The sequence below is a fragment of the Azohydromonas sediminis genome (assembly GCF_003574675.1).
Lineage (GTDB): Bacteria > Pseudomonadota > Gammaproteobacteria > Burkholderiales > Burkholderiaceae_C > Calidifontimicrobium > Calidifontimicrobium sediminis.
In genome coordinates this window covers 1-22,978 of the sequence record NZ_QOAZ01000003.1, presented here as the reverse complement: position 1 = coordinate 22,978, position 22,978 = coordinate 1, and the positions used below count along the sequence as shown (strand labels likewise).

At 71.0% G+C, this 22,978-nt stretch carries 21 protein-coding genes and 1 tRNA gene; 13 read left to right on the top strand and 9 right to left on the bottom strand.

From position 1 onward, the window contains the following. Positions 1 to 3 precede the first annotated feature (3 nt). On the top strand, positions 4 to 1,686 hold the full coding sequence (locus DRV96_RS02820) for an NAD+ synthase (protein WP_119287518.1): 1,683 nt from the start codon (positions 4 to 6) through the stop codon (positions 1,684 to 1,686). 33 nt (positions 1,687 to 1,719) lie between these two features. Next, on the top strand, positions 1,720 to 2,058 hold the full coding sequence (locus tag DRV96_RS02815) for a P-II family nitrogen regulator (protein ID WP_119287516.1): 339 nt from the start codon (positions 1,720 to 1,722) through the stop codon (positions 2,056 to 2,058). A gap of 15 nt (positions 2,059 to 2,073) precedes the next feature. Here DRV96_RS02815 and DRV96_RS02810 read toward each other — a convergent pair whose 3' ends face one another. The 5 genes from DRV96_RS02810 to DRV96_RS02790 form a co-directional block, all read right to left on the bottom strand. Then, a complete protein-coding gene (locus DRV96_RS02810; protein ID WP_119287514.1) occupies positions 2,074 to 2,655 on the bottom strand; it encodes an LOG family protein in 582 nt (193 codons plus the stop codon). A gap of 42 nt (positions 2,656 to 2,697) precedes the next feature. Then, a complete protein-coding gene (locus tag DRV96_RS02805) occupies positions 2,698 to 3,234 on the bottom strand; it encodes an RDD family protein (RefSeq protein ID WP_119287512.1) in 537 nt (178 codons plus the stop codon). Further along, entirely contained in the window at positions 3,231 to 3,938 is a 708-nt protein-coding gene (locus tag DRV96_RS02800) for a DUF3106 domain-containing protein (RefSeq protein ID WP_162910927.1), read from the bottom strand. The genes DRV96_RS02805 and DRV96_RS02800 overlap by 4 nt, the downstream gene beginning before the upstream one ends. Before the next feature lie 65 nt (positions 3,939 to 4,003). Further along, positions 4,004 to 4,456, bottom strand: coding sequence for a DUF3619 family protein (locus DRV96_RS02795; RefSeq protein WP_119287507.1), 453 nt, complete (start codon positions 4,454 to 4,456; stop codon positions 4,004 to 4,006). Beyond that, the gene (locus tag DRV96_RS02790) at positions 4,453 to 5,019 is read right to left on the bottom strand and encodes an RNA polymerase sigma factor (RefSeq protein WP_119287505.1); all 567 of its coding nucleotides are present in this window, start codon (positions 5,017 to 5,019) and stop codon (positions 4,453 to 4,455) included. Before DRV96_RS02790 ends, DRV96_RS02795 begins: the two co-directional genes overlap by 4 nt. A 241-nt stretch (positions 5,020 to 5,260) precedes the next feature. Between DRV96_RS02790 and DRV96_RS02785 the strand changes: the two genes are divergently transcribed. The 6 genes from DRV96_RS02785 to pbpG all read left to right on the top strand — a co-directional run bounded on the left by DRV96_RS02785 (position 5,261) and on the right by pbpG (position 12,700). Then, positions 5,261 to 7,045: an acetolactate synthase 3 catalytic subunit gene (locus DRV96_RS02785; RefSeq protein WP_119287503.1), complete on the top strand. Its 1,785-nt coding sequence runs from the start codon at positions 5,261 to 5,263 to the stop codon at positions 7,043 to 7,045. Between the two features lie 168 nt (positions 7,046 to 7,213). After that, positions 7,214 to 7,705 (top strand): acetolactate synthase small subunit, encoded by a 492-nt coding sequence (gene ilvN / locus DRV96_RS02780; protein WP_119287501.1) that lies wholly within the window; start codon positions 7,214 to 7,216, stop codon positions 7,703 to 7,705. A gap of 138 nt (positions 7,706 to 7,843) precedes the next feature. Next, positions 7,844 to 8,860, top strand: a complete 1,017-nt coding sequence (ilvC, locus tag DRV96_RS02775; protein ID WP_119287499.1) for a ketol-acid reductoisomerase — start codon at positions 7,844 to 7,846, stop codon at positions 8,858 to 8,860. A gap of 76 nt (positions 8,861 to 8,936) precedes the next feature. Next, positions 8,937 to 9,764, top strand: coding sequence for a CDP-diacylglycerol--serine O-phosphatidyltransferase (pssA, locus tag DRV96_RS02770; protein WP_119287497.1), 828 nt, complete (start codon positions 8,937 to 8,939; stop codon positions 9,762 to 9,764). Positions 9,765 to 9,999: 235 nt separating this feature from the next. Then, a complete protein-coding gene (locus tag DRV96_RS02765; protein WP_119287495.1) occupies positions 10,000 to 11,541 on the top strand; it encodes a 2-isopropylmalate synthase in 1,542 nt (513 codons plus the stop codon). Between the two features lie 145 nt (positions 11,542 to 11,686). Next, positions 11,687 to 12,700 (top strand): D-alanyl-D-alanine endopeptidase, encoded by a 1,014-nt coding sequence (pbpG, locus tag DRV96_RS02760; protein WP_119287493.1) that lies wholly within the window; start codon positions 11,687 to 11,689, stop codon positions 12,698 to 12,700. Between the two features lie 24 nt (positions 12,701 to 12,724). On the opposite strand, the gene DRV96_RS02755 is transcribed toward pbpG, so the two are convergent. From DRV96_RS02755 to hpnC, 4 genes are all read right to left on the bottom strand, one after another. Further along, positions 12,725 to 13,495, bottom strand: a complete 771-nt coding sequence (locus DRV96_RS02755) for an IclR family transcriptional regulator (RefSeq protein ID WP_119287490.1) — start codon at positions 13,493 to 13,495, stop codon at positions 12,725 to 12,727. Positions 13,496 to 13,600: 105 nt separating this feature from the next. Then, positions 13,601 to 14,902: a hydroxysqualene dehydroxylase HpnE gene (gene hpnE / locus DRV96_RS02750; protein WP_336470509.1), complete on the bottom strand. Its 1,302-nt coding sequence runs from the start codon at positions 14,900 to 14,902 to the stop codon at positions 13,601 to 13,603. Further along, positions 14,866 to 15,714, bottom strand: coding sequence for a presqualene diphosphate synthase HpnD (hpnD, locus tag DRV96_RS02745; RefSeq protein WP_119287487.1), 849 nt, complete (start codon positions 15,712 to 15,714; stop codon positions 14,866 to 14,868). Before hpnD ends, hpnE begins: the two co-directional genes overlap by 37 nt. Then, positions 15,711 to 16,565: a squalene synthase HpnC gene (hpnC, locus tag DRV96_RS02740; RefSeq protein ID WP_119287484.1), complete on the bottom strand. Its 855-nt coding sequence runs from the start codon at positions 16,563 to 16,565 to the stop codon at positions 15,711 to 15,713. The genes hpnD and hpnC overlap by 4 nt, the downstream gene beginning before the upstream one ends. A gap of 167 nt (positions 16,566 to 16,732) precedes the next feature. Here hpnC and DRV96_RS02735 point away from each other — a divergent pair, with 167 nt between their 5' ends. The 5 genes from DRV96_RS02735 to DRV96_RS02715 form a co-directional block, all read left to right on the top strand. Then, positions 16,733 to 17,857 carry an efflux RND transporter periplasmic adaptor subunit gene (locus tag DRV96_RS02735; protein WP_119287776.1) on the top strand — a complete coding sequence of 375 codons (1,125 nt, stop codon included), beginning with the start codon at positions 16,733 to 16,735 and terminating at the stop codon, positions 17,855 to 17,857. 36 nt (positions 17,858 to 17,893) lie between these two features. Further along, positions 17,894 to 21,016 carry an efflux RND transporter permease subunit gene (locus DRV96_RS02730; RefSeq protein ID WP_259371653.1) on the top strand — a complete coding sequence of 1,041 codons (3,123 nt, stop codon included), beginning with the start codon at positions 17,894 to 17,896 and terminating at the stop codon, positions 21,014 to 21,016. A gap of 103 nt (positions 21,017 to 21,119) precedes the next feature. After that, positions 21,120 to 21,206: transfer RNA gene (locus tag DRV96_RS02725), tRNA-Leu, on the top strand. 26 nt (positions 21,207 to 21,232) lie between these two features. Beyond that, a complete protein-coding gene (tig, locus tag DRV96_RS02720) occupies positions 21,233 to 22,540 on the top strand; it encodes a trigger factor (protein ID WP_119287482.1) in 1,308 nt (435 codons plus the stop codon). A gap of 61 nt (positions 22,541 to 22,601) precedes the next feature. Then, on the top strand, positions 22,602 to 22,978 hold a 377-nt coding region (locus DRV96_RS02715; RefSeq protein WP_473199541.1), incomplete at its 3' end, for a transposase.

Genomic DNA, 22,978 nt, shown 5'->3' with positions numbered 1-22,978 from the left:
TCGATGCTGAACGTCGCGCTGGCGCAGATCAACGCCACCGTCGGCGATCTCGACGGCAACGCGCGCAAGATCGCGCAGGCGGCGCGCGACGCGCACGCGGCCGGTGCGCACGTCGTCGTCGCTCCCGAGCTCGCGCTCAGCGGCTACCCGCCCGAGGACCTGCTGCTGCGCCCGGCCTTCATGCAGGCCTGCGCGCGCCGGCTCGAGCAGCTGGCGGCGGAACTGGCGGACTGCGAGGGACTGCATCTGGTGGTCGGACACCCGCACCAGTTCGGCGCGCGCGGCGATGTTAGGACCAAGTCGCTCGCGGTGCAGCAGCGCTTCAACGCGGCCTCGGTGCTCGCAGGGGGGCGCGTGATCGCGACCTACTGCAAGCGCGAGCTGCCGAACTACCAGGTGTTCGACGAGCGGCGCTACTTCGCGTCGGGCCGCGACGCCGGCCATGGCCCCGTCGTGTTCGACGTCCACGGCGTGCGCGTGGGCCTGCTGATCTGCGAGGACGCGTGGTTCGACGAGCCGGCGCGCAGCGCGAAGGCCGCCGGCGCGCAGGTGCTGGCGGTGCTCAATGCGTCGCCGTTCCACCTCGACAAGGCGCAGGAGCGCGAGGCGCGCATGGCCGAGCGCGCGCGCGACGTCGGTTTGCCGCTGGTCTATGCGCACCTGGTGGGTGGCCAGGACGAGGTCGTGTTCGACGGCGCGTCGTTCGCCGTCGATGCGCACGGCAGGCTCGCGGCGCGCGCACCGAGCTTCGAGCCGGCGCTGCTCGCGGTGGCGATCGACGGCGGTGACGTACGCGGCGCGATCGCGCCGATGCCCGACCCGCTCGCACAGGCGTGGGGCGCACTGGTGCTGGGCGTGCGCGACTACGTCGGCAAGAACGGATTCCCCGGCGCGATCATCGGGCTGTCGGGTGGCATCGACTCGGCGCTGGTCCTCGCGATCGCGGTCGACGCGCTGGGCGCCGCACGCGTGCGCACCGTGATGATGCCGTCGCCGTACACGGCCGAGATCTCGTGGCTCGATGCGCGCGAGATGGCGCGCCGCCTCGGCGTGCACCACGACGAGATCCCGATCGCACCGATGTTCGACGCCTTCCGCACCAGCCTGGCGCCACTGTTCGCCGGCCGCGCCGAGGACACGACGGAAGAGAACATCCAGGCGCGCATCCGCGGCACGCTGCTGATGGCGCTGTCGAACAAGACCGGCGCGATCGTGCTGACCACCGGCAACAAGAGCGAGATGGCCACCGGCTACTGCACGTTGTACGGCGACATGGCCGGCGGCTTCGCGGTGATCAAGGACGTGGCCAAGACGCTCGTCTACCGCCTCGCCGAGTGGAAGAACCGCCAGCCGACGGTGCGCGCCGACGGCAGCGTCGGGCCGGTGATCCCCGAGCGCATCATCACCCGCCCGCCGTCGGCCGAACTGAAGCCCAACCAGACCGACCAGGACAGCCTGCCGCCGTACGACGTGCTCGACGCGATCCTCGCGCGCTACATGGAAGACGACCAGAGCATCGATGAGATCGTCGCGGCTGGCTTCGAGCGCACCACGGTGGAGCGCGTCGCGCACCTGATCAAGGTCAACGAGTACAAGCGCCGGCAGGCGCCGGTGGGCATCCGCATCACGCACCGAGCCTTTGGCCGCGACTGGCGTTACCCCATCACGTCGAAGTTCCGTGCTTAAATCGTGCGCAGTGTCCAGCCTTCGGAGTGCGCGATGAAGCAGATCACCGCCATCATCAAACCGTTCAAGCTCGAGGAAGTGCGCGAAGCGCTCGGTCAGGTCGGCGTGTCGGGGCTGACCGTCACCGAGGTCAAGGGCTTCGGCCGGCAGAAGGGCCACACCGAGCTGTATCGGGGTGCCGAGTACGTCGTCGACTTCCTGCCGAAGGTGAAGATCGAGGTCGTCGTCAAGGACAGCGACGTCGAGCGTGCGATCGAGGCCATCGTCGCGAGCGCGAAGACGGGCAAGATCGGCGACGGCAAGATCTTCGTGACCCCGGTCGAGCAGGTCGTGCGCATCCGCACCGGCGAGACCGACGAAGCGGCGATCTGACGCCGCCGCGGGCTTTCAGATGCGGCTGTAGTCGTCGGGGGCCGTCGCCTTCGCGGCGGCGGCGCTGACGCGGTCGAGCAGGCGTTCGACGTCGTCGTCGACGATCAGCGCGGCGTGCTGTGCATCCGACACGAAGCCGCGGCGGTGGCCGATGTCCATGAATCGCAGCAGCGCGTCGTAATAGCCGTCGACGTTGAGCAGCGCGACCGGCTTGTCGTGGTAGCCCAGCTGCTGCCACGACCACACCTCGTACAGCTCTTCGAGTGTGCCGATGCCGCCGGGCAGCGCGACGAAGGCATCGGCGCGTTCGGCCATCCGCTGCTTGCGCTCGTGCATCGTCTGCACGACGTGCAGCTCGGTCAGCCCGGCGTGCCCGACCTCGCGCTGCATCAGCGCCTGCGGAATGACGCCGACGACCTGGCCGCCGCCACGCAGCACCGCGTCGGCGACGATGCCCATCAGCCCGACGCGTCCGCCGCCGTAGACCAGGCGCCCGCCGCGTGCGGCCAGGCGTTCGCCGAGCGTGCGTGCGGCGTGCTCGAAGACCGGCGAGTCGCCCAGGCGCGAGCCGCAGTAGACGCACAGCGAAAGGGACATGGCTTTTCGCGGGGTGTAGGGAAGGGAGGGCCGGCGCGGCCGTCAGCGCTGCGCCGGCTTCGGCGGCCGCGGCGGGTTCCAGTGCACCAGCCGTGTGCCGCACACCGCATCGTGCCAGAACTGCCGCTGCGGGTGCAGCCACGCCAGCGCCGCGTAGGCGAGCACGCCCACCGTCATCAGCGTGAACACCGCCAGCGACGACTTGAGTCCGGCGAAGTGCGCCGTGGCCAGCGCGGGCAGGAACCACACCCAACTCAGCAGGTAGCGCGCCAGCGCGCGCAGCTGCGACACCGGACCGCCGTCGGCCGTGACCAGCCGCACGTGCCATGCCTTCATTGCCACCGTCTGGCCGCCGTGCGACCAGAACCAGACGAAATAGATCGCCAGCACGACGAACAGGAAAGCCATCAGGCCGGCGCGCCCTTCCAGCGCGTGGCGCTGCTGCGTCAGCGACGAATACAGGTAGCCGGCGATCATCACGACGCCGAACAGCAGCACGCCCTCGTAGACGAAGCTCGCGAGTCGGCGCGCGATGCCGGGCGTCGCGGCCGCGCCCGCCGGTGGCGGTGCGGCGCTCATTGCGCGCCGTCGGGCTCGATCTGTGCGGGACCGCCCGGGTTGCGCACCGCAGCCGCCTGCGCGCCTCGGCGCGGCAGCAGCGTGCTGCGGTCGACGAAGTCGGGCGTCGCGGCGATCTTCGGCAACCCGGCCTGCTGGTGGCGCGGCGGCTCCGCCGAGCGCGTCACGGGGCGCGTCGACACACCGGGCGCCGCCTGCACCGTCCCCGGCGTCACGGGGCGATCGCTGCCGGGCGGCGACGCACGCACGACGGCGGGGCGCGCCGCCTCGGCGCTGGGTTTGCCCTGGCGCGCCGCCGCGGCCTGCTCGGCCTGTTCGGCCAACCGCTGGCGCTCCTCGGGCGGCAGCGCGCGGTAGGCTTCCCACTGCGCCTGCCGCTCCTGCGGGCTGATCGCACTGGCGCGCTGGAACTCGAGCCGGGCGCGACGACGCTCGTCCGGGCTCATCGCGGCCCATTCGTTCATGCGCTCGCGCAGGCGTTGCTGGTCGGCCGCCGACATCCGCGGGTACAGCGACGCGAGCTCGAGCCACTTGCGCTGTCGCTCGGGCTCCAGCGTGGACCACACCGGCGCGAGCGGCGCGAGCACGCGCGCCTGGCTCGGCGTCAGCGACGACCACGGCACGGCGTTGGCGGCGGCCACCGTGGGTCGCGGCGCCGTCCCCGCCGGCTGCGCCAGCGTCGCGAGCGGCGCGAGCAGCGCCACGCCGACCGCGCATGCGACTGCGCTGCGTGGCCAGTCTCGCTCGATCGGCTGCCGGCGGTGCAACGTCAACGCTGCCCCCCTTCGCGCAGGAACTGGGTGAACCCCGGGTCGGCGTAGGCCGCCGGCGGCAACACGTCGGTCAACAGGCGTGCGTCGATCTCGGCAGCCGCCTGCACGCGACGCTGCGCCTGGTACTCGCCGATGGCCCAGACCCCGAGCACCATCGCGAGCAGCGGCACCCAGGCCAGTGCGCGCTGCCAGCGCGGATGCGACGACGGCGCGTGGCGGGCGGCGGTGCCTGCCCCGACGGTGACGGTGCCGGCCGCCGCCTGGCGCTCGTGGCGCAGTCGCAGCACGGCGGCCTGGCGCGCGCGGCCGAGCCGCGCGACGATGTCCGGCGGCAACGCGGCAGCGGCCTCGTCGAGGTGTGCGGCCACGCGCTCGCCGAAGCGCACCTCGAGCGCCTCGCGCACGAGCGGCGGACGGGCGGCGGACAGCGGTGACGGTGGCGTGGTCATGGCACGATTCCTCGCAAACGCAATGCCCGCGCGAGGGTGTGCACCGCGCGCGAGCAGTGGGTCTTGACGCTGCCTTCGGTGCAGCCCATCGCCTGCGCCGTCTCGGCAACGTCTAATTCTTCCCAGTAACGTAGCAGGAACGCCTCCCGTTGACGCGCCGGCAGGCGCGCGACCTCGTCTTCGATCGCCGCCAGCACCTGCTGGCGCGCCACCGAGGTGTCGGCACCCTCGACGCCGACGCCTGCGTGCAGCGCTTCCAGCCGCTCGAGCAGGTCGAAATCGCCGTCGTCGCTGCCGCCCTCGAAGTCCGACAGGTTTTGCACGACGCCGTCGCGCACGCGCTGACGCCGGAACCAGTCCATCGTCGCGTTGCCGAGGATGCGCTGGAACAGTGGCGCCAGCTCGGCGGCCGGCCGGTCGGCGTAGCGCTCGACGAGGCGGATCATCGCGTCTTGCACGATGTCCAGCGCGGCTTCCTCGTCGCGCACCGTGTACACGGTGCGCTTGAAGGCGCGTCGTTCGACGTCGCGGAGGAACTCGTCGAGCTCTCGTTCGGTGGCCAAGGCAGCGCGGGCGGCAGGCAGGCGGGCGTGGCCCGCGCAAAGCGGGCGCGATTATCACACCGGGTGTCGGCGCGTTCGGCGGTGCCATAATGTGCGGTCGCACAACGCTCTTTTCGGGTCTCGAGCAGGGTGGCCGACCCGGGCGCCCCGTTTTTGACCGCGCAGGTTCCGATTCCGCCTCACGAGGGCGCGAGGAGGGACACCGATGGTTTTTCGTCAGAGAAATTCACAGAGGTTCGAAATGGACATGTCTGCCGCGGAAGTCAAGCGTGCCTCCGTCCTGGACGCCCAGGCACAACCGCACACCTCCACCGCCGACCCCAACGGGTCGGAAATCCTCGTCCGCTGCCTCCAGGCCGAAGGGGTCAAGTACCTCTGGGGCTACCCCGGCGGCGCGGTGCTTTACATCTACGACGCGCTGTACAAGCAAGACAGCATCCAGCACGTGCTCGTGCGCCACGAGCAGGCCGCGGTGCACGCAGCGGACGGCTATGCGCGGGCCACCGGCGAGGTCGGCGTCGCGCTGGTGACGTCGGGTCCCGGCGTGACGAATTCCGTGACCGGCATCGCCACCGCGTACATGGACTCGATCCCGATGGTGATCATCACCGGCCAGGTGCCGACGCCGGCGATCGGCCTGGACGCGTTCCAGGAATGCGACACGGTGGGCATCACGCGCCCGATCGTCAAGCACAACTTCCTCGTCAAGGACGTGCGCGACCTCGCGCTGACGATCAAGAAGGCGTTCCACATCGCGCGCACCGGCCGTCCCGGCCCCGTCGTCGTCGACATCCCGAAGGACGTCTCGCTCAAGACCTGCCCGTTCCACTATCCGGACAAGGTCGAGATGCGCTCGTACAACCCGGTGCGCAAGGGCCACGGCGGCCAGATCCGCAAGGCCGTGCAGCTGCTGATGAACGCCAAGCGGCCCTACGTGTACACCGGCGGCGGCGTGATCCTGGGCAACGCGTCGGCCGAACTGCGCGAGCTCGTCGACCTGCTCGGCGCGCCGTGCACGAACACGCTGATGGGGCTCGGCGCGATTCCCGCGAGCGACCCGAAATTCCTCGGCATGCTCGGGATGCACGGCACCTACGAGGCCAACATGACGATGCAGCACTGCGACGTGCTGCTCGCCGTCGGCGCGCGCTTCGACGACCGCGTGATCGGCAACCCGAAGCACTTCGCGCAGGTCGAACGCAAGATCATCCACATCGACATCGACCCGTCGAGCATCTCCAAGCGCGTGAAGGTCGACATCCCGATCGTCGGCGACGTGAAGGAAGTGCTCGTCGAGCTGATCGCGCAGATCCGCGAGTCGCAGCAGAAGATCGACGCGCAGGCGCTCGGCGCGTGGTGGGCGCAGGTCAACGAGTGGCGCGGCCGCAACTGCCTGGCCTATCGCAAGAGCCACGAGGTCATCAAGCCGCAGTACGTCGTCGAGACGCTGTGGGAGCTGACCCGGGGCAGCGACTGCTACATCACCTCGGACGTCGGCCAGCACCAGATGTGGGCCGCGCAGTTCTACGGCTTCGAGCAGCCGCGCCGCTGGATCAATTCCGGCGGACTCGGCACGATGGGCGTCGGCCTGCCGTATGCGATGGGCATCAAGCTCGCGCGGCCGCAGGCCGACGTGTTCTGCATCACCGGCGAGGGATCGATCCAGATGTGCCTGCAGGAACTGTCGACCTGCAAGCAGTACGACACGCCGGTCAAGATCGTCTCGCTGAACAACCGCTACCTCGGCATGGTGCGCCAGTGGCAGCAGCTCGACTACGGCGGGCGCTACTCGCACAGCTACATGGACGCGCTGCCCGACTTCGTCAAGCTCGCCGAGGCGTACGGGCACGTCGGGATGCTGATCGAGAAGCCCGCCGACGTCGAGCCGGCGCTGCGCGAGGCGATCCGGCTGAAGGACCGCACCGTGTTCCTCGACATCCGCACCGACCCGACCGAGAACGTCTGGCCGATGGTGCAGGCCGGCAAGGGCATCACCGAGATGCTGCTCGGGTCCGAGGATCTGTGACTCGGCGCACGCCGGCGGGCGAGGTGGCGTCACCGCGCTGCCCCGGGCCCCGGCGCGGCGCCGGCCAACGGCCGAGGACTGCATTTCCGATTCACTGACATTCGAAGGGCGTGGCCAAGGCGCCGCCGTTACCGCGGCGGCCGCTGAAGAGCGCGAAGGACGAACCCCATGAGACACATCATCGCGGTACTGCTCGAGAACGAGCCCGGTGCGCTGTCGCGCGTCGTGGCGCTGTTCTCGGCGCGCGGCTACAACATCGAGAGCCTGACCGTCGCGCCGACGGAGGACGCATCGCTGTCGCGCATGACGATCGTCACCACCGGCAGCGACGAGGTGATCGAGCAGATCACCAAGCACCTGAACCGGTTGATCGAAGTCGTCAAGGTCGTCGACCTCACCGAGGGCAGCTACACCGAGCGCGAGCTGATGCTCGTCAAGGTGCGCGCCGTCGGCAAGGAGCGCGAGGAGATGAAGCGCATGGCCGACATCTTCCGCGGCCGCATCATCGACGTGACCGAGAAGACCTACACGATCGAACTGACCGGCGACGGCGCCAAGCTCGACGCGTTCCTCGTCGCGATCGACCGCGCCGCGATCCTCGAGACGGTGCGCACCGGCGCCAGCGGCATCGGTCGCGGCGAGCGCATCCTCCGAGTGTGACCGACCCCCGAAGCGCCTTCGGCGCCTCCCCCTCGAGGGGGCGCCGCCAGCGGTCCGGCCAAGCCGGTGCCGCGGCGGCCGCTTGATTCGGCTGCATCGAGCCCGCCCCCGTTCCGCAGCATCTTTCTGGAGAGAACCATGAAGGTCTACTACGACAAGGACGCCGACCTGAGTCTGATCAAGGGCAAGCAGGTCGCGATCATCGGCTACGGCTCGCAGGGCCATGCGCACGCGCAGAACCTCAACGACAGCGGTGTCAAGGTCACCGTCGGTCTGCGTCGCGGCGGCGCGAGCTGGGCCAAGGTCGAGAAGGCGGGGCTGAAGGTCGCCGAGGTCGCCGAGGCCGTCAAGGGCGCCGACGTCGTGATGATCCTGCTGCCCGACGAACAGATCGCCGCCGTCTACAAGAACGACGTCGAGCCGCACATCAAGCAGGGGGCCTCGCTCGCGTTCGCGCATGGCTTCAACGTGCACTACGGCCAGGTCGTGCCGCGCGACGACCTCGACGTCTGGATGGTCGCGCCCAAGGCGCCGGGCCACACGGTGCGCAGCACCTACACGCAAGGCGGCGGCGTGCCGCACCTGATCGCGGTGCACCAGGACAGGAGCGGCAAGGCGCGCGACCTGGCGCTGTCGTACGCGGCGGCCAACGGCGGCGGCAAGGCCGGCATCATCGAGACCAACTTCCGCGAGGAGACCGAAACCGACCTGTTCGGCGAGCAGGCCGTGCTGTGCGGCGGCACCGTCGAGCTGATCAAGGCCGGCTTCGAGACGCTGGTCGAGGCCGGCTACGCGCCCGAGATGGCGTACTTCGAGTGCCTGCACGAACTCAAGCTGATCGTCGACCTGATCTACGAGGGCGGCATCGCAAACATGAACTACTCGATCTCGAACAACGCCGAGTACGGCGAGTACGTGACCGGGCCGAAGATCGTCACCGAGGAAACGAAGAAGGCGATGCGCCAGGCGCTGCGCGACATTCAGACCGGCGAGTACGCGAAGAGCTTCATCCTCGAGAACCGCGCCGGCGCGCCGACGCTGCTGTCTCGCCGGCGGCTGATGGCCGAGCACCAGATCGAGGTCGTCGGCGAGAAGCTGCGCGCGATGATGCCGTGGATCAAGGCCAACAAGCTGGTCGACAAGAGCCGCAACTGAGCGCACCGCGTGCCACGACCGAGGGCCGCCGCGGGCGGCCCTTTTCATTGCCCGGCCCGCGGTATCCTCGCGCCCCATGACGGAACCGACCGCCCACCCCGAGCCCGGCGACGACGTGCCGCTCGTGCGCCCGCGCCGCAAGGGCATCTACATCCTGCCGAACCTGTTCACGGTGGCGGCGCTGTTCGGCGGGTTCTACGGCATCGTGATGGCGATCAACGGCCGCTTCGAACAGTCGGCGATCGGCATCTTCGCGGCGATGGTGCTCGACAGCCTCGACGGGCGCGTCGCGCGGCTGACGAACACGCAGAGTGCCTTCGGCGAACAGATGGACAGCCTGGCCGACATGGTCAGCTTCGGCGCGGCACCGGCCGTGATCGTCTACGTGTGGGCCCTCAGCGGCCTGGGCAAGCTCGGCTGGATCGCCGCCTTCATCTACTGCGCCTGCGCGGCGCTGCGGCTCGCGCGCTTCAACACCAACATCGGCGTCGTCGACAAGCGCTGGTTCCAGGGGCTGCCGAGCCCGGCCGCGGCCGCGCTCGTCGTCGGCTTCATCTGGATCGTCGACGACGCCGGGATCCGCGGCGCGACGCGCATCGACTGGCTCGCGTGGGGTGCGTTCGCGCTGACGCTGTACGCCGGGCTGACGATGGTGACCAACGTGCCGTTCTACAGCTTCAAGGACGTCAACTTCCGCAAGTCGGTGCCGTTCATCGTCGTCGTCGCGATCGCGCTGGGCATCGCGCTGATCACGATCCACCCGCCCACCGTGCTGTTCGCGCTGTTCTGCGTCTACGGCTTGTCGGGGTATGCCGTGTACGCGTGGCGCAAGAGCAAGGGCAAGCCGGTCAGCGTGATCGCGACCTCGACCGACGAGCCCGACGAGAAGGGGCTGCACTCGTGAGCCGCGATGGCACGGGCCGCGCACCGGCGTGCTACATTTCGAGCATGGACTTCGGCCGCGACCTCCTCGTGCTAGCGCTCCTACGTGCCCCGCGGGTGCGCTGATCGACCACGTCCGAACGAACCGTCCGAGTCCTTCCCCGATCAACGGCCCGCCAGCGCAACGCAGCGGGCCGTTTGCTTTGAGGCGATGGGGCTGCGTGCACCGACCCCGAACTTGCCCTGGAGAGAACGTCATGAGCGACAAGCTGATCATCTTCGACACCACGCTGCGCGACGGCGAGCAGTCGCCCGGTGCCTCGATGACCAAGGACGAGAAGCTGCGCATCGCGCGCCAGCTCGAGCGGCTGCGCGTCGACGTGATCGAGGCCGGGTTCGCCGCGTCGAGCAACGGCGACTTCGAGGCCGTCAAGGCGATCGCCGACCACATCAAGGAGTCGACGGTGTGTTCGCTCGCGCGCGCCAACGACCGCGACATCGCGCGCGCGGCCGAGGCGCTCAAGGGTGCGCCGCGCGCGCGCATCCACACCTTCATCGCCACCAGCGAGCTGCACATGGCCAAGAAGCTGCGCATGACGCGCGAGCAGGTGCTCGAGCAGGCGAAGCTCGCGGTGCGCTTCGCGCGCAACCTGTGCGACGACGTCGAGTTCTCGCCCGAGGACGGCTACCGCAGCGACCCCGACTTCCTGTGCCAGGTGCTCGAGGCCGTGATCGCCGAGGGCGCCGGCACGATCAACATCCCCGACACCGTCGGCTACGCGGTGCCCGAGCTGTACGGCCACTTCATCCGCCAGCTGCGCGAGCGCATCCCGAACTCGGACAAGGCGATCTGGAGCGTGCACTGCCACAACGACCTCGGCATGGCGGTGGCGAACTCGCTGGCGGGCGTCAAGATCGGCGGCGCGCGCCAGGTCGAGTGCACGATCAACGGGCTCGGCGAGCGCGCGGGCAACTGCTCGCTCGAGGAGGTCGTGATGGCGGTCAAGACCCGGCGCGACTACTACGGGCTCGACGTCGGCATCGACACGACGCAGATCGTGCCCGCCAGCCGCATGGTCAGCCAGACCACCGGCTTCGTCGTGCAGCCAAACAAGGCGGTGGTCGGCGCCAACGCGTTCGCGCACGCGAGCGGCATCCACCAGGACGGCGTGCTCAAGGCGCGCGACACCTACGAGATCATGCGTGCCGAGGACGTCGGCTGGGCGGCGAACAAGATCGTGCTCGGCAAGCTGAGCGGGCGCAACGCGTTCAAGCAGCGGCTGCAGGAGCTGGGCATCGAGCTCGAGTCCGAGGCCGAGATCAACGCCGCGTTCGCGCGCTTCAAGGACCTCGCCGACCGCAAGAGCGAGATCTTCGACGAGGACATCATCGCGCTGGTCGGCGACGAGAGCGTCACCGCCGAGCAGGAGCACTACCGTCTGCTCTCGCTCGCGCAGCACTCGGAGACCGGCGAGCGCCCGCACGCGAGCGTCACGCTGGCGATCGGCAACGAGGAGCACCACGCCGAGAGCGACGGCAACGGCCCCGTCGACGCGAGCCTGAAGGCCATCGAGTCGAAGGTGAAGTCTGGCGCCGAACTGCTGCTGTATTCGGTCAATGCGATCACCAGCGGCTCCACAGAATCGCAGGGGGAGGTCACGGTGCGGCTGCAACTCGGCGGCCGCGTCGTCAACGGCGTCGGTGCCGACCCGGACATCGTCGTCGCGTCGGCCAAGGCCTACCTGGCGGCGTTGAACAAGCTGCACAGCAACACCGAACGGGTCGCGGCGCAGGGCTGAAGCGACGATCCGGGGTCGGCCGGACGCCGATCCCAACTTGAGGAACGTTTTGCAAGTTCCTGATCTTGCTTGCGTTTCAAGCTTCTCCTACACTGCGCCGATAACGTGGGACGGCGTTGGGAGCCGCAAGGCCTGGAGGTCGGCGATGGGGTGGCGGTGGTGGTCGGTCGGATGCCTGGTGGCTGCACTCGCGTGCGCGCTGCCGGTGGGTGGCGCTCACGCGGCGGCGACGCACGCCCAGGCGGCCGCGGCCAAGAAATCAAGCACGAAGAAGGCCGCCCCGCGCACGAAGGCCACGCCGAAGACCCACCGGCGCGCGGTCGTCGCGGCCGCTGCGGCGAGGCCTTCGCTCGGGCAGGTCTACGGTCTGCACAGCACGCCCGACCCGCTGGCGTTGAAGTCCAGCGTCGCACTCGTCGTCGACCAGGACACCGACGAGGTGCTGTTCAGCAAGAACCCGCAGGCCGTGCTGCCGATCGCCTCGATCACCAAGCTGATGACCGCGCTCGTCGTCATCGAAGCGAAGCAGCCGCTCGACGAGGTGCTGACGATCACGCAGGACGACGTCGACACCGAGAAGGGCACGGGATCGCGCCTGCGGCTGGGTACGCAGCTGACGCGCGGCGAGATGCTGCACCTGGCGCTGATGTCGTCGGAGAACCGTGCCGCCAATGCGCTCGGTCGCCACTACCCCGGTGGCCTCGCGGCCTTCGTCGAGGCGATGAACGCGAAGGCAGCGCTGCTGGGCATGCACGACACGCGCTACGTCGAGCCCACCGGCCTGTCGAGCCGCAACCGCTCGAGTGCGCGTGACCTGGCATTGCTCGTCAAGGCCGCGTACCAGCACGACCTGATCCGCGAGCTGTCGACGTCGCCCGAGGCGCAGGTCGCCGTCGGCTCGCAGGCGATGCAGTTCCGCAACTCGAACGGGCTGGTGCGCAACCCCGAGTGGTCGATCGGCCTGCAGAAGACCGGCTACATCGCCGAAGCCGGCCGCTGCGTCGTGATGCAGGCCGAGCTCGCCGGGCGCAACCTGATCATGGTGCTGCTCGACTCGGCCGGCCGCTACTCGCGCATCGCCGATGCCGAGCGGCTGCGCCGCTGGCTGCTCGGGCACGGGGACCACGACGCCGGCGCGGGCAAGTCGCGGCCACTGTGACGGTGGGCGATCCCCGCCTCGGGCTCATCGCGGGCGGTGGCCCAATGCCGCCGAAATCTGCGCCGCCGTCGCCCTGAGCTTGTCGACCCACGCCTCGTCGAGGCGGTCGGCCGGCGCCGAGATCGACAGTCCGGCGACGAGCCGGTTCTGGTCGTCGAAGATCCCGGCGGCCATGCAGCGCACGCCGACCTCGAGCTCCTCGTCGTCGCGCGCGACGTTGCTCTGGCGCACCTGTGCCAGCTCGCGCTCGAGGCGAGGCAGATCGGTGATGCTGTTGCGCGTGTGGCCCGCCAGCCCGGTGCGCGTCGCGTACGCGCGCACCCGCGCCGGCTCGTCGTAGGCGAGGAACAGCTTGCCCACCGAGGTCAGGTGCAGCGGCGCCCGCCCGCCGATCGCGCGCACGACCTGCATCCCGGAGCGCTCGCTGTACGCGCGTTCGATGTAGACGATCTCGTCGCCCTGGCGCACCGACAGGTTCACCGGCTGGTGCGTCAGCCGGTGCAGCTCGCGCATCGGGGCCAGCGCGGCTTCGCGCACGTCGAGCCGGGCCTTGACGAGGTTGCCCAGTTCGAGCAGGCGCATGCCCAGCCGGTAGCTGCCGGGCTCGGGGCGGTCGACGAGACGACCGGCCGCCAGGTCGTTGAGGATGCGGTGCGCCGTCGACGGGTGCAGGCCCGTGCGCTCGCTGATGTCTTTCAGCGCCATCGGTTCGTTGTGTGCCGCCAGGACGTCGAGCAGCGCGAACGTGCGCTCGAGCACCTGGATCGCCGGGGTGTGGCCGTCCTTTTTTCGCATGGCGGTATTGTGCGCTGCCGCCGGCGCTCCTGCATGGCGAAAGCGCGGTGCGCGAACTGGAACCGGCGCCGGGCGCGCTGGCTTCGGCGGTGACCGGCGCGCGCTTCAGGTCAGCGCAGCGGTGGCGGCCTTGCCGGCACGCACGGCACCTTCGAGCGTGGCCGGGTACGGGCCGGCGACATAGTCGCCGGCGGCGCACAGGCGCGGCGCCAGCACGGTGGCGGGCCGTTGCAGCCCCGGCGTGCAGGCGAAGGTGGCGCGCTTGTCGGCGAGCACGCGCCGCACGAGTGGCGGCGAGCGCCACGTGCCGGGCGCGAAAGCGTCGAGCAGTTGCTGGCGCACGGCCTCGGCCGTGACCTCCAGACCGCGCTGCGTCCACGCGCGCGCGCCGCTGACGACGGCCGCGAAGCGGCCGGCGCACGCGCCGAGCGCGCCATGGTCGAACACATACTGCGCCGGTGCGTCGGGCCCTTCGGGCAGCGCGGTCATCGGCTGCGGCAGGCGTGTGCCCGCACTGTCGAGGTAGACGGTCACGATCGGCTGGTACTCGAACGCGGCCGCCTGTGCCGCCCACGCCGGCGCGACGGCACGCGCCAGCCGCGCCGCCTCGTGCGCCGTGCACGCGAGCACGACGGCGTCGAAGTCTTCGCCGTCGACGGCCCAGCCGGCAGTGGTGGCGGTCAGCGTTTGGACGCGATGGCCCAGGCGGACGCGGCTGCCGTGAGCCTGCAGCCACGCGCGGGCCGGTGCCGGCAGCACTTCGGACAGCGGGGCGCGCGGCAGCAGCAGGTCGGCCGCGCCGCGTCCGGCGAACAGCGCGTCGCGCAGCACGCGCAAGAAGACCTGCGCGCTCGCCTCGGGCGCCGGCGTGTTGAGCGCGGCGACGCACAGCGGCGCGACCAGTTCGTCGCGCACACGCTGCGGCATCGCGGCGCACAGGCGCTCGACGGTGCACGCGGCGTCGGCCTCGAAGCCCGCGAGCGCCCAGGCCGCGGCGTGGCGCAAGAGGGCCGCGCGCTCGCGCCACGACCAGCCGCGGTGACGCAGCACGGCAGCGACGAACGCCGGCACGGCCGGCCCGCGGCGCAGCCGCAGCCCCTGGCCGTCGGGCCCGACGAGGGCGAGCGGCTGCCGTGCAAGCACCTCCTGCGGGTCGACGCCGACGGTGCGCATCAGCGCCAGCGTCTCGACGTAGGCGCCGATCAGGATGTGCTGGCCGTTGTCGAGCCGTGCGCCACCGGCGTCGACGCTGCGCGCGCGCCCGCCGAGCTGTGCGGCCATCTCGAACAGCGTGACGGCGTGGCCGGCGCGGGTCGCGTGCACGGCCGCGGCGATGCCGGCCCAGCCGCCGCCGACGACGGCCACGCGCATCAGCGTTCGCGCCAGTGCGTGCACATCGCCAGCCACGCCTTGCGCAGCGGCGTCAGCGCGACGCGCTGGTGCAGCACGCGAAAGCCCGTCGCCTCGATCTCCCGCAGCAGCGTGCGGTAGATCGTCGCCATCATCAGCCCGGGGCGCTGCGCGCGGCGGTCGGCCGCGGGCAGCAGCGCGCGCGCCTCGTCGAACAGCCGGTGCGCGCGCTCGGCCTGGAAGCGCATCAGCGCCTCGAAGCGCTCGCTGTAGCCCCACGGCGGCTCGCGGCGCAGCAGCTCGTGCGCCTTGACGTCGAAGCGCTGCAACTCGTCCAGCGGCAGGTAGATGCGCCCGCGGCGCGCGTCGTCGCCGACGTCGCGGATGATGTTCGTCAGCTGCATCGCCAGGCCGAGCCGGTGCGCGTAGGCGACCGTCTCGTCGCGCGTGCGCCCGAAGATGTTGGCCGACACCTCGCCGACGACGCCGGCCACCAGGTGGCAGTAGCGGGCCAGCGACGCGAAGTCGAGGTAGCGCGTCTGCCGCAAGTCCATCTCGCAGCCGTCGATGACCTGCTGCAGCTGCGCGGCGGTGATCGCGTGCTCGGCGGCCAGCGGCAGCAGCGCTCGCGTCACCGGGTGCGTCGGCGCGCCGGCGAAGGCGGCGTCGACCTCGCGGCGCCACCAGGCCAGCTTGGTCGCGGCGACGCCGGCGTCGTGGACCTCGTCGACGACGTCGTCGACCTCGCGGCAGAAGGCGTAGAACGCCGTGATCGCGGCCTGCCGGCGCGGTGGCAGGAACTTGAACGCGTAGTAGAACGACGAGCCGCTGCGCGCGGCCTTGTCCTGCACGTACTGTTCGGGCGTCATGCCGCGCGCTCCAGCGCTGCGGGCGTCGGGCGCATCGTCAGCGCGCGCCACAGCAGCGGCAGCGCGTCGGCGGCGCCCAGCGTCGGGCGTTGCCGCAGTGTCGCGTGATCGAGCCGCGCGATGCGGTCGAGCACGCGCAGGCCCCCTTGCACGACGAGCCGCAGTTCCCAGCCGACGCGCCCGGGCAGCTCGTGCGCGAGCGGCGCGCCGTCGAGCATCAGCGCACGCGCCCACGCGCACAGGTCGCGCACCAGCGCGCGCACCGCCGGCGTGTCGTCGCGGGCCTCGAGCTGCGCCAGCGTCACGCCGTGGCGGCGCGCGTCGGCCAGCGGCACGTAGTGGCGCCCGCGCGGCGCATCGACGCCGAGGTCCTGCCAGAAGTTGATCAGCTGCAGCGCGCTGCACACGGCGTCCGAGCGCGCCAGCGCGGTGGCGTCGTCGACGCGGTACAGGTGCAGCAGGAGGCGGCCGATCGGGTTGGCCGAGCGGCGGCAGTAGTCGAGCAGCGCGGCGCGGTCGGCGTAGGTCGGCGGGTGCGCGTCCTGCTCGAACGCGCTGAGCAGGTCGAACAGCGGCGCCGCGGGCAGCCGGTGCCGGCGCACGGCCTGCTGCAGCGGCTCGAAGACGGTGCGCCAGGGGCCGGGGGCAGGGGGGGCGTCGGCGAGCACGCGGGCCAGTTCGGCGCGGTAGGCGGCCAGCTGCGCGAGACGCTCGGGCGCCGGCACGTCGCCCTCGTCGGCGAGGTCGTCGGCGGTGCGCGCGAACCAGTAGATGGCTTGCACCGCAGGGCGCAGCGTCGGCGGGCACAGCCACGACGCGACGGGGAAGTTCTCGTAATGGTCGACGCTCACCGGCGTGATTGTCCACGCCACGGCGGGCGCCCCTCGCGGCGGCGCCTTCGCTGCTTGACACCGCGCGCGGCGGTCCCTACAGTACTGACCGGTCAGTCATTAAAGTGGCGTCGCGCCGCGGCATGCTGGATGCCGCGCTCGTCGCGCGTTCGCCGACGAGGTTCCCGATGCGTGCGTTCGTGCCCCTGCTGCTTGCCGCGAGCGTGGCGCTGGCCGCGTGCTCGCGGCCCGCGCCGTCGCCCGAGCCGGTGCGCGCGGTGCGCACCGTCACCGTGGGCCTGTCCGGTGCGCAGCCGACGCAGCAGTTCGCGGCCGAGGTGCGCGCGCGCACCGAGTCGAGGCTCGCGTTCGAGGTGGGCGGCCGGCTCGTCGAGCGGCGCGTGAACCTCGGCGAGCCGGTGCGCGCCGGCCAAGTCCTCGCGCGTCTGGACGCCGACAACCTGCGGCTGGGCAGCGACGCCGCGCAGGCGGCGCTGCAGGCCGCGCAGGTGCAGTTCGCGCAGGCTGAAGCCGACGTGCAGCGTTTCGGCGCGCTGCGCGAGCAGGGGTTCATCAGCGACGCGCAGTTCAGCCGTTACGACACGGCGTTGAAGGCGGCGCAGGCGCAACTCGCGCAGGCCCGCGCGCAGGCCGGCGTGCAGGCCAACCTCGCGCGCTACGCCGAGTTGCGCGCCGACGCGGCCGGTGTCGTCACCGCCGTCGAGGCCGAGCCGGGGGCGGTGCTCGCCGCCGGCAGCCCCGTGCTGCGCGTCGCGCACGATGGGCCGCGCGACGTCGTGTTCTCGGTGCCCGAGGATCAGCTCGACCGCCTGCGCGCGATCGCGGCGACACCCGGTGCGCTGACGGTGCGCCTGTGGGGCAGCGACGCTTCGCCGTTTCCTGCGCGTGTGCGCGAAGTCGCCGCCGCGGCCGACCCGCTCACGCGCACCTTCCTCGTCAAGGCCGACGTCGGCGACGCGCCGGTGCGCCTGGGGCAGACGGCCACCGTGACCGCCGCGCTGCCGCGGCGTGAAGGCGTCGTCAGGTTGCCGCTGACGGCGCTGTTCGAGCGGCAGGGACAGACCACGGTGTGGGTCGTCGATGCGGCGACGTCGACGGTGCAGCCGCGCCCGGTCGGCGTGGCCGGTACCGAGGGCAACGTCGCGCTCGTCGCGAGCGGGCTCGCGGACGGCGATGTCGTCGTCACGGCCGGCGTCCATGTGCTGACAGCGGGGCAGAAGGTGACGCAGCACGGTGCGTCCGCCGACGCGGCCGGCAGCCGCGCTGCCGCCCCGGCGCCGGCGGGGCGCTGAGGCGCGCGGCACCGTCGACGCACCGTGGGGCCGGCCTTGACCGCATCTCGCTTCAACGTCTCGCGCTGGGCGATCGAGCACGCCCCGCTGACGCGCTACCTGATGATCGTGCTGCTGCTGCTCGGCGGCGCGGCGTACTTCCAGCTCGGCCAGGACGAGGATCCGCCGTTCACGTTTCGCGCGATGGTCGTGCAGGCGTTCTGGCCCGGCGCGACGGCGCAGCAGATGGCCGAGCAGGTCACCGACCGCATCGAGAAGACGCTGCAGGAAGTCCCGCACGCCGACGTGATCCGCAGCTACACCAAGCCGGGCGAGTCGCTGACCCTGCTGCAGCTGGCCGACGACTCGCCGCCGCAGTCGGTGCCCGACGTCTGGTACCAAGTGCGCAAGAAGGTCGGCGACATGCGCGCGACGCTGCCGGCCGGCGTGATCGGGCCGGTGTTCAACGACGAGTTCGGCGACGTCTACGGCTCGATCTTCGCCCTGTCGGCCGACGGCTTCAGCCGCGAGGAGCTGCGCGAGTTCGCCGACATGGTGCGCGAGCGGCTGCTGCGCGTGCGCGACGTGGCCAAGGTCGCGCAGTTCGGCGTGCAGCCGGAAAAGCTGTTCGTCGAGATCCCGCAGCGCCGCCTCGCGCAGCTGGGCCTGGACATGAACCAGGTGATCGCCCAGATCGGCGCGCAGAACGCCGTCGAGGGCGCCGGCGTGCTCGACGCTGGCGGCGTCAACGTGCAGGTGCGCGTGGCCGGCGCATTCACGTCGGTCGACGACCTCGCGCGGCTGCCGATCCGCGCCGTCAACCCCGCCACCGGCCAGGCGAGCACGCTGCGCCTGGGCGACCTGGCGACGATCCGCCGCGACTACGTCGACCCGCCGGCCGTCATGGTGCGCCACCAGGGCCGCGACGTGATCGCGCTGGGCGTGTCGATGGCGCCCGGTGGCGACATCATCGCGCTGGGCAAGGCGCTGCGCGCCGAGGCGCAGCGCCTGCGTGCCGAGCTGCCGGCCGGCGTCGAACTCGTGCAGGTGCAGGATCAGCCGCAGGCCGTCAGCCGCTCGGTCGGCGAGTTCGTCAAGGTGCTCGTCGAGGCGCTGGTCATCGTGCTGGCGGTCAGCTTCGTCAGCCTCGGGCTGCACACGCGGCCGCTGCGCATCGACGTCTGGCCGGGGCTGGTGGTGGCGATCACGATCCCGCTCGTGCTGGCGATCACCTTCGTCGCGATGTACTACTGGGGCGTGGGCCTGCACAAGATCTCGCTGGGCTCGCTGATCATCGCGCTGGGCCTGCTCGTCGACGACGCGATCATCGTCGTCGAGATGATGGTGCGCAAGCTCGAGGAGGGCTACGACCGCCTGCGCGCGGCGACCTTCGCGTTCGACGTCACCGCCAAGCCGATGCTCACCGGCACGCTGATCACGGCCGCCGGCTTCCTGCCGATCGGGCTGGCGAAGTCGGCCACCGGCGAGTACACGTTCGCGATCTTCGCCGTCACGGCGGCGGCGCTCGTGATCTCGTGGGTCGTCTCGGTGTACTTCGTGCCGTGGCTGGGCTGGCGGCTGCTGCGCGTCAGGGCCAAGGTCGACGCCACCGGCGAGGGGCCGCACGAGCTGTTCGACACACCGTTCTACAACCGCTTCCGCGCGACGGTCGGCTGGTGCGTGCGTCACCGCTGGCTGACGATCGGTGCGACGCTGCTGACCTTCGCGCTCGGCCTCGCCGGCATGGGGCGCGTGCAGCAGCAGTTCTTCCCCGACTCGAACCGGCCCGAGCTGCTGGTCGACCTGTGGCTGCCCGAGGGCACGGCGATCGAGACCAGCGCCGAGGTCGCGCGCCGCTTCGAGGCGCGCCTGATGGCCGAGCCCGGGGTGGCCAGCGTGACGACCTGGGTCGGCTCGGGCGTGCCGCGCTTCTACCTGCCGCTGGACCAGATCTTCCCGCAGCCCAACGTCAGCCAGGCGATCGTGCTGCCGGCGAGCCTGGCCGAGCGCGAGCGGCTGCGCCGCGCGCTGCCGGCGATCCTGGCCGCCGAGTTCCCCGAGGCGCGCGGTCGCGTCAAGCTGCTGCCCAACGGGCCGCCGGTGTCGTACCCGGTGATGTTTCGCGTCGTCGGCCCCGACGTGGCCGGCGTGCGCCGCTGGGCCGACGAGGTCAAGGACGCGATGCGCACCAACGCGAACCTGCGCGGCGTCAATGACAACTGGAACGAGTCGGTGCTCGCGCTGCGGCTGCAGGTCGACCAGGACAAGGCGCGTGCGCTCGGCGTGACGAGTCAGTCGATCGCGCAGGCGTCGCGCACGATCCTGTCGGGCACGACGATCGGCCAGTACCGCGAGGGCGACAAGCGGCTCGACATCGTGCTGCGCCAGCCCGAGGACGAGCACCGTGCGATCACCGACCTCGCCGACGCCTACCTGCCCACCGCGAACGGGCGTGCCGTGCCGCTCGCGCAGGTCGCGCGCATCGAGGTCGGTTGGGAGCCCGGCGTGCTGTGGCGCGAACAGCGCCAGTACGCGGTGACGATGCAAGGCGACGTCGCCGAGGGCCTGCAGGGCGCGACCGTGACGGCGCAGCTGTGGCCCGAGTTGAGCAAGATCAAGCAACGGATGCCGCCCGGCTACGACATCGTCGTCGCCGGCGCCGTGGCCGAGAGCAGCAAGGGCCAGGGCTCGATCGCCGCCGGCGTGCCGGCGATGCTGTTCATCATCTTCACGCTGCTGATGCTGCAGCTGCACAGCTTCAGCCGCGCGCTGCTGGTGTTCCTGACCGGTCCGCTGGGCATCGCCGGCGTGGCCGCCGCGCTGCTGCTGCTCGACCGGCCGTTCGGCTTCGTCGCGCTGCTCGGCGTGATCGCGCTGTCGGGGATGATCATGCGCAACTCGGTGATCCTGATCGACCAGATCGAGCAGGACCGCGCGCGCGGCGTGCCGGCGTGGGACGCGATCGTCGAGGCGGCGGTGCGGCGCTTTCGGCCGATCGTGCTGACCGCCGCGGCCGCGGTGCTGGCGATGATCCCGCTGTCGCGCAGCGTGTTCTGGGGCCCGATGGCGGTCGCGATCATGGGCGGCCTCGTCGTGGCCACCGCGCTGACGCTGCTCGCACTGCCGGCGATGTACGCGGCGTGGTTCCGCGTGCGGCGCGACGCTGCGCCTGCGGCCTGAGCGGCGCCGCGCAGCGCCCGTGAGCGGATAAACTACCCGGTTCGCCGAATCGCCGGTTCGGGCCGCAGGGTGCCTGCCGTGGCCCGTCGCACTTCGAGCCCTCGCGCGGGTGGCGAAATTGGTAGACGCACCAGGTTTAGGTCCTGACGCCAGCGATGGTGTGGGGGTTCGAGTCCCCCCCCGCGCACCAGACACACGACGAAAGAGTTCCCCATCATGACGGTCAACGTGGAAACCCTGGACAAGCTCGAGCGCCGCATCACGCTGACGCTCCCCGCCGACGAGATCAACCGCGAGGTCGAGTCGCGCCTGAAGAAACTCGCGCGCACCGTCAAGGCCGACGGGTTCCGCCCGGGCAAGGTCCCGCTGTCGGTGGTCGCCCAGCGCTACGGCTATTCGGTGCAGTACGAGGTGATGAACGACCGCGTCGGCCGCGCGTTCGCCGACGCCGCCAACGAGGCCAAGCTGCGCGTGGCCGGCATGCCGCGCATCGAACCGAAGGCCGATGCCCCCGAGGGCCAGCTCGCGTTCGACGCGACCTTCGAGGTCTACCCCGAGGTCAAGATCGGCGACCTCTCCGGCGTCGAGGTCGAGCGCATCGCCACCGAGGTCACCGACGCGGCGATCGACAAGACCATCGACATCCTGCGCCGCCAGCGCCGCACGTTCCAGCAGCGCCCGGCCGCCGAAGGCGCGCAGGAGGGCGACCGCGTGACGATCGACTTCGAGGGCAAGATCGACGGCGAGCCGTTCGCCGGCGGCAAGGCCGAGGGCTTCCAGTTCGTCATCGGCGAAGGCCAGATGCTCGAGCAGTTCGACAAGGCTGTGCGCGGCATGAAGGTCGGCGAGAGCAAGACCTTCCCCCTGAAGTTCCCCGACGACTACCAGGGCAAGGAGGTCGCCGGCAAGGAGGCCGACTTCCTGGTGTCGATGAAGAAGATCGAGGCGCAGCACCTGCCGGCCGTCGACGAGGCCTTCGTCAAGTCGCTGGGCATCGCCGCCGGCACGCTCGAGGCGCTGCGCGAAGACGTCAAGCGCAACCTCGAGCGCGAGGTCAAGTTCCGCGTGCAGGCGCGCAACAAGGCTGCCGTGATGGACGCGCTGGTCAAGGTCGCCGAGCTCGACGTGCCGAAGGCGCTCGTCGAGGCCGAGGTCGAGCGCATGACCGCCGCCGCGCGCGAGGACCTGAAGAAGCGCGGCGTCAAGGACGCCGACAAGGCGCCGATCCCGGCCGAACTGTTCCAGCCGCAGGCCGAGCGCCGCGTGCGCCTCGGGCTGGTGGTGGCCGAGCTGGTGCGCGCGCACAACCTGCAGGCCAAGCCCGAGCAGCTGCAGGCGCACATCGAGGAAGTCGCGCAGAGCTACGAGAAGCCGGCCGAAGTGGTGCGCTGGTACCTCGGCGACCGCCAGCGCATGGCCGAAGTCGAGGCGGTCGTGATCGAGAACAACGTCACCGCGCACGTGCTCGGCCAGGCCAAGGTCGTCGACAAGACGGTGCCGTTCGACGAGCTGATGACGGCCTGAGAGCGTGAGAGTTTTTCGTCCGCTGCCCTCGTGCTGGCATGTCTCTGGCTTGCTGTTGGGCATGAGCGATCCGAAGCACCAAGACAGCGTGGCCGGGGTTTTGTTCGAGGACTTGGCGCCCGTCGATGAGCAAGCAGCGCAGGCCGCCGCGCAAGCGCGAGCCGTTGCGCTGCGCGCGCAGCCGCCGCGGCTGCTGCAGCCCAACCGCAAGCAGATCGAACTGCGAGCATCGGACCTGGAGTCGCTGCTGGGCGAGGATCACCGAGCGCGGCTGGTATGGGGCTACGTCGAGCGGCAGGACCTGAGCCGGCTGACCGATGCGATCAAGGCGCGCGGCAGCAACGCCGGACGCGCGGCGATCGACCCGCGCATCCTGTTTGCGCTGTGGCTGTACGCCACGCTCGAAGGCGTGGGCAGTGGACGCGAGCTGGCGCGGCT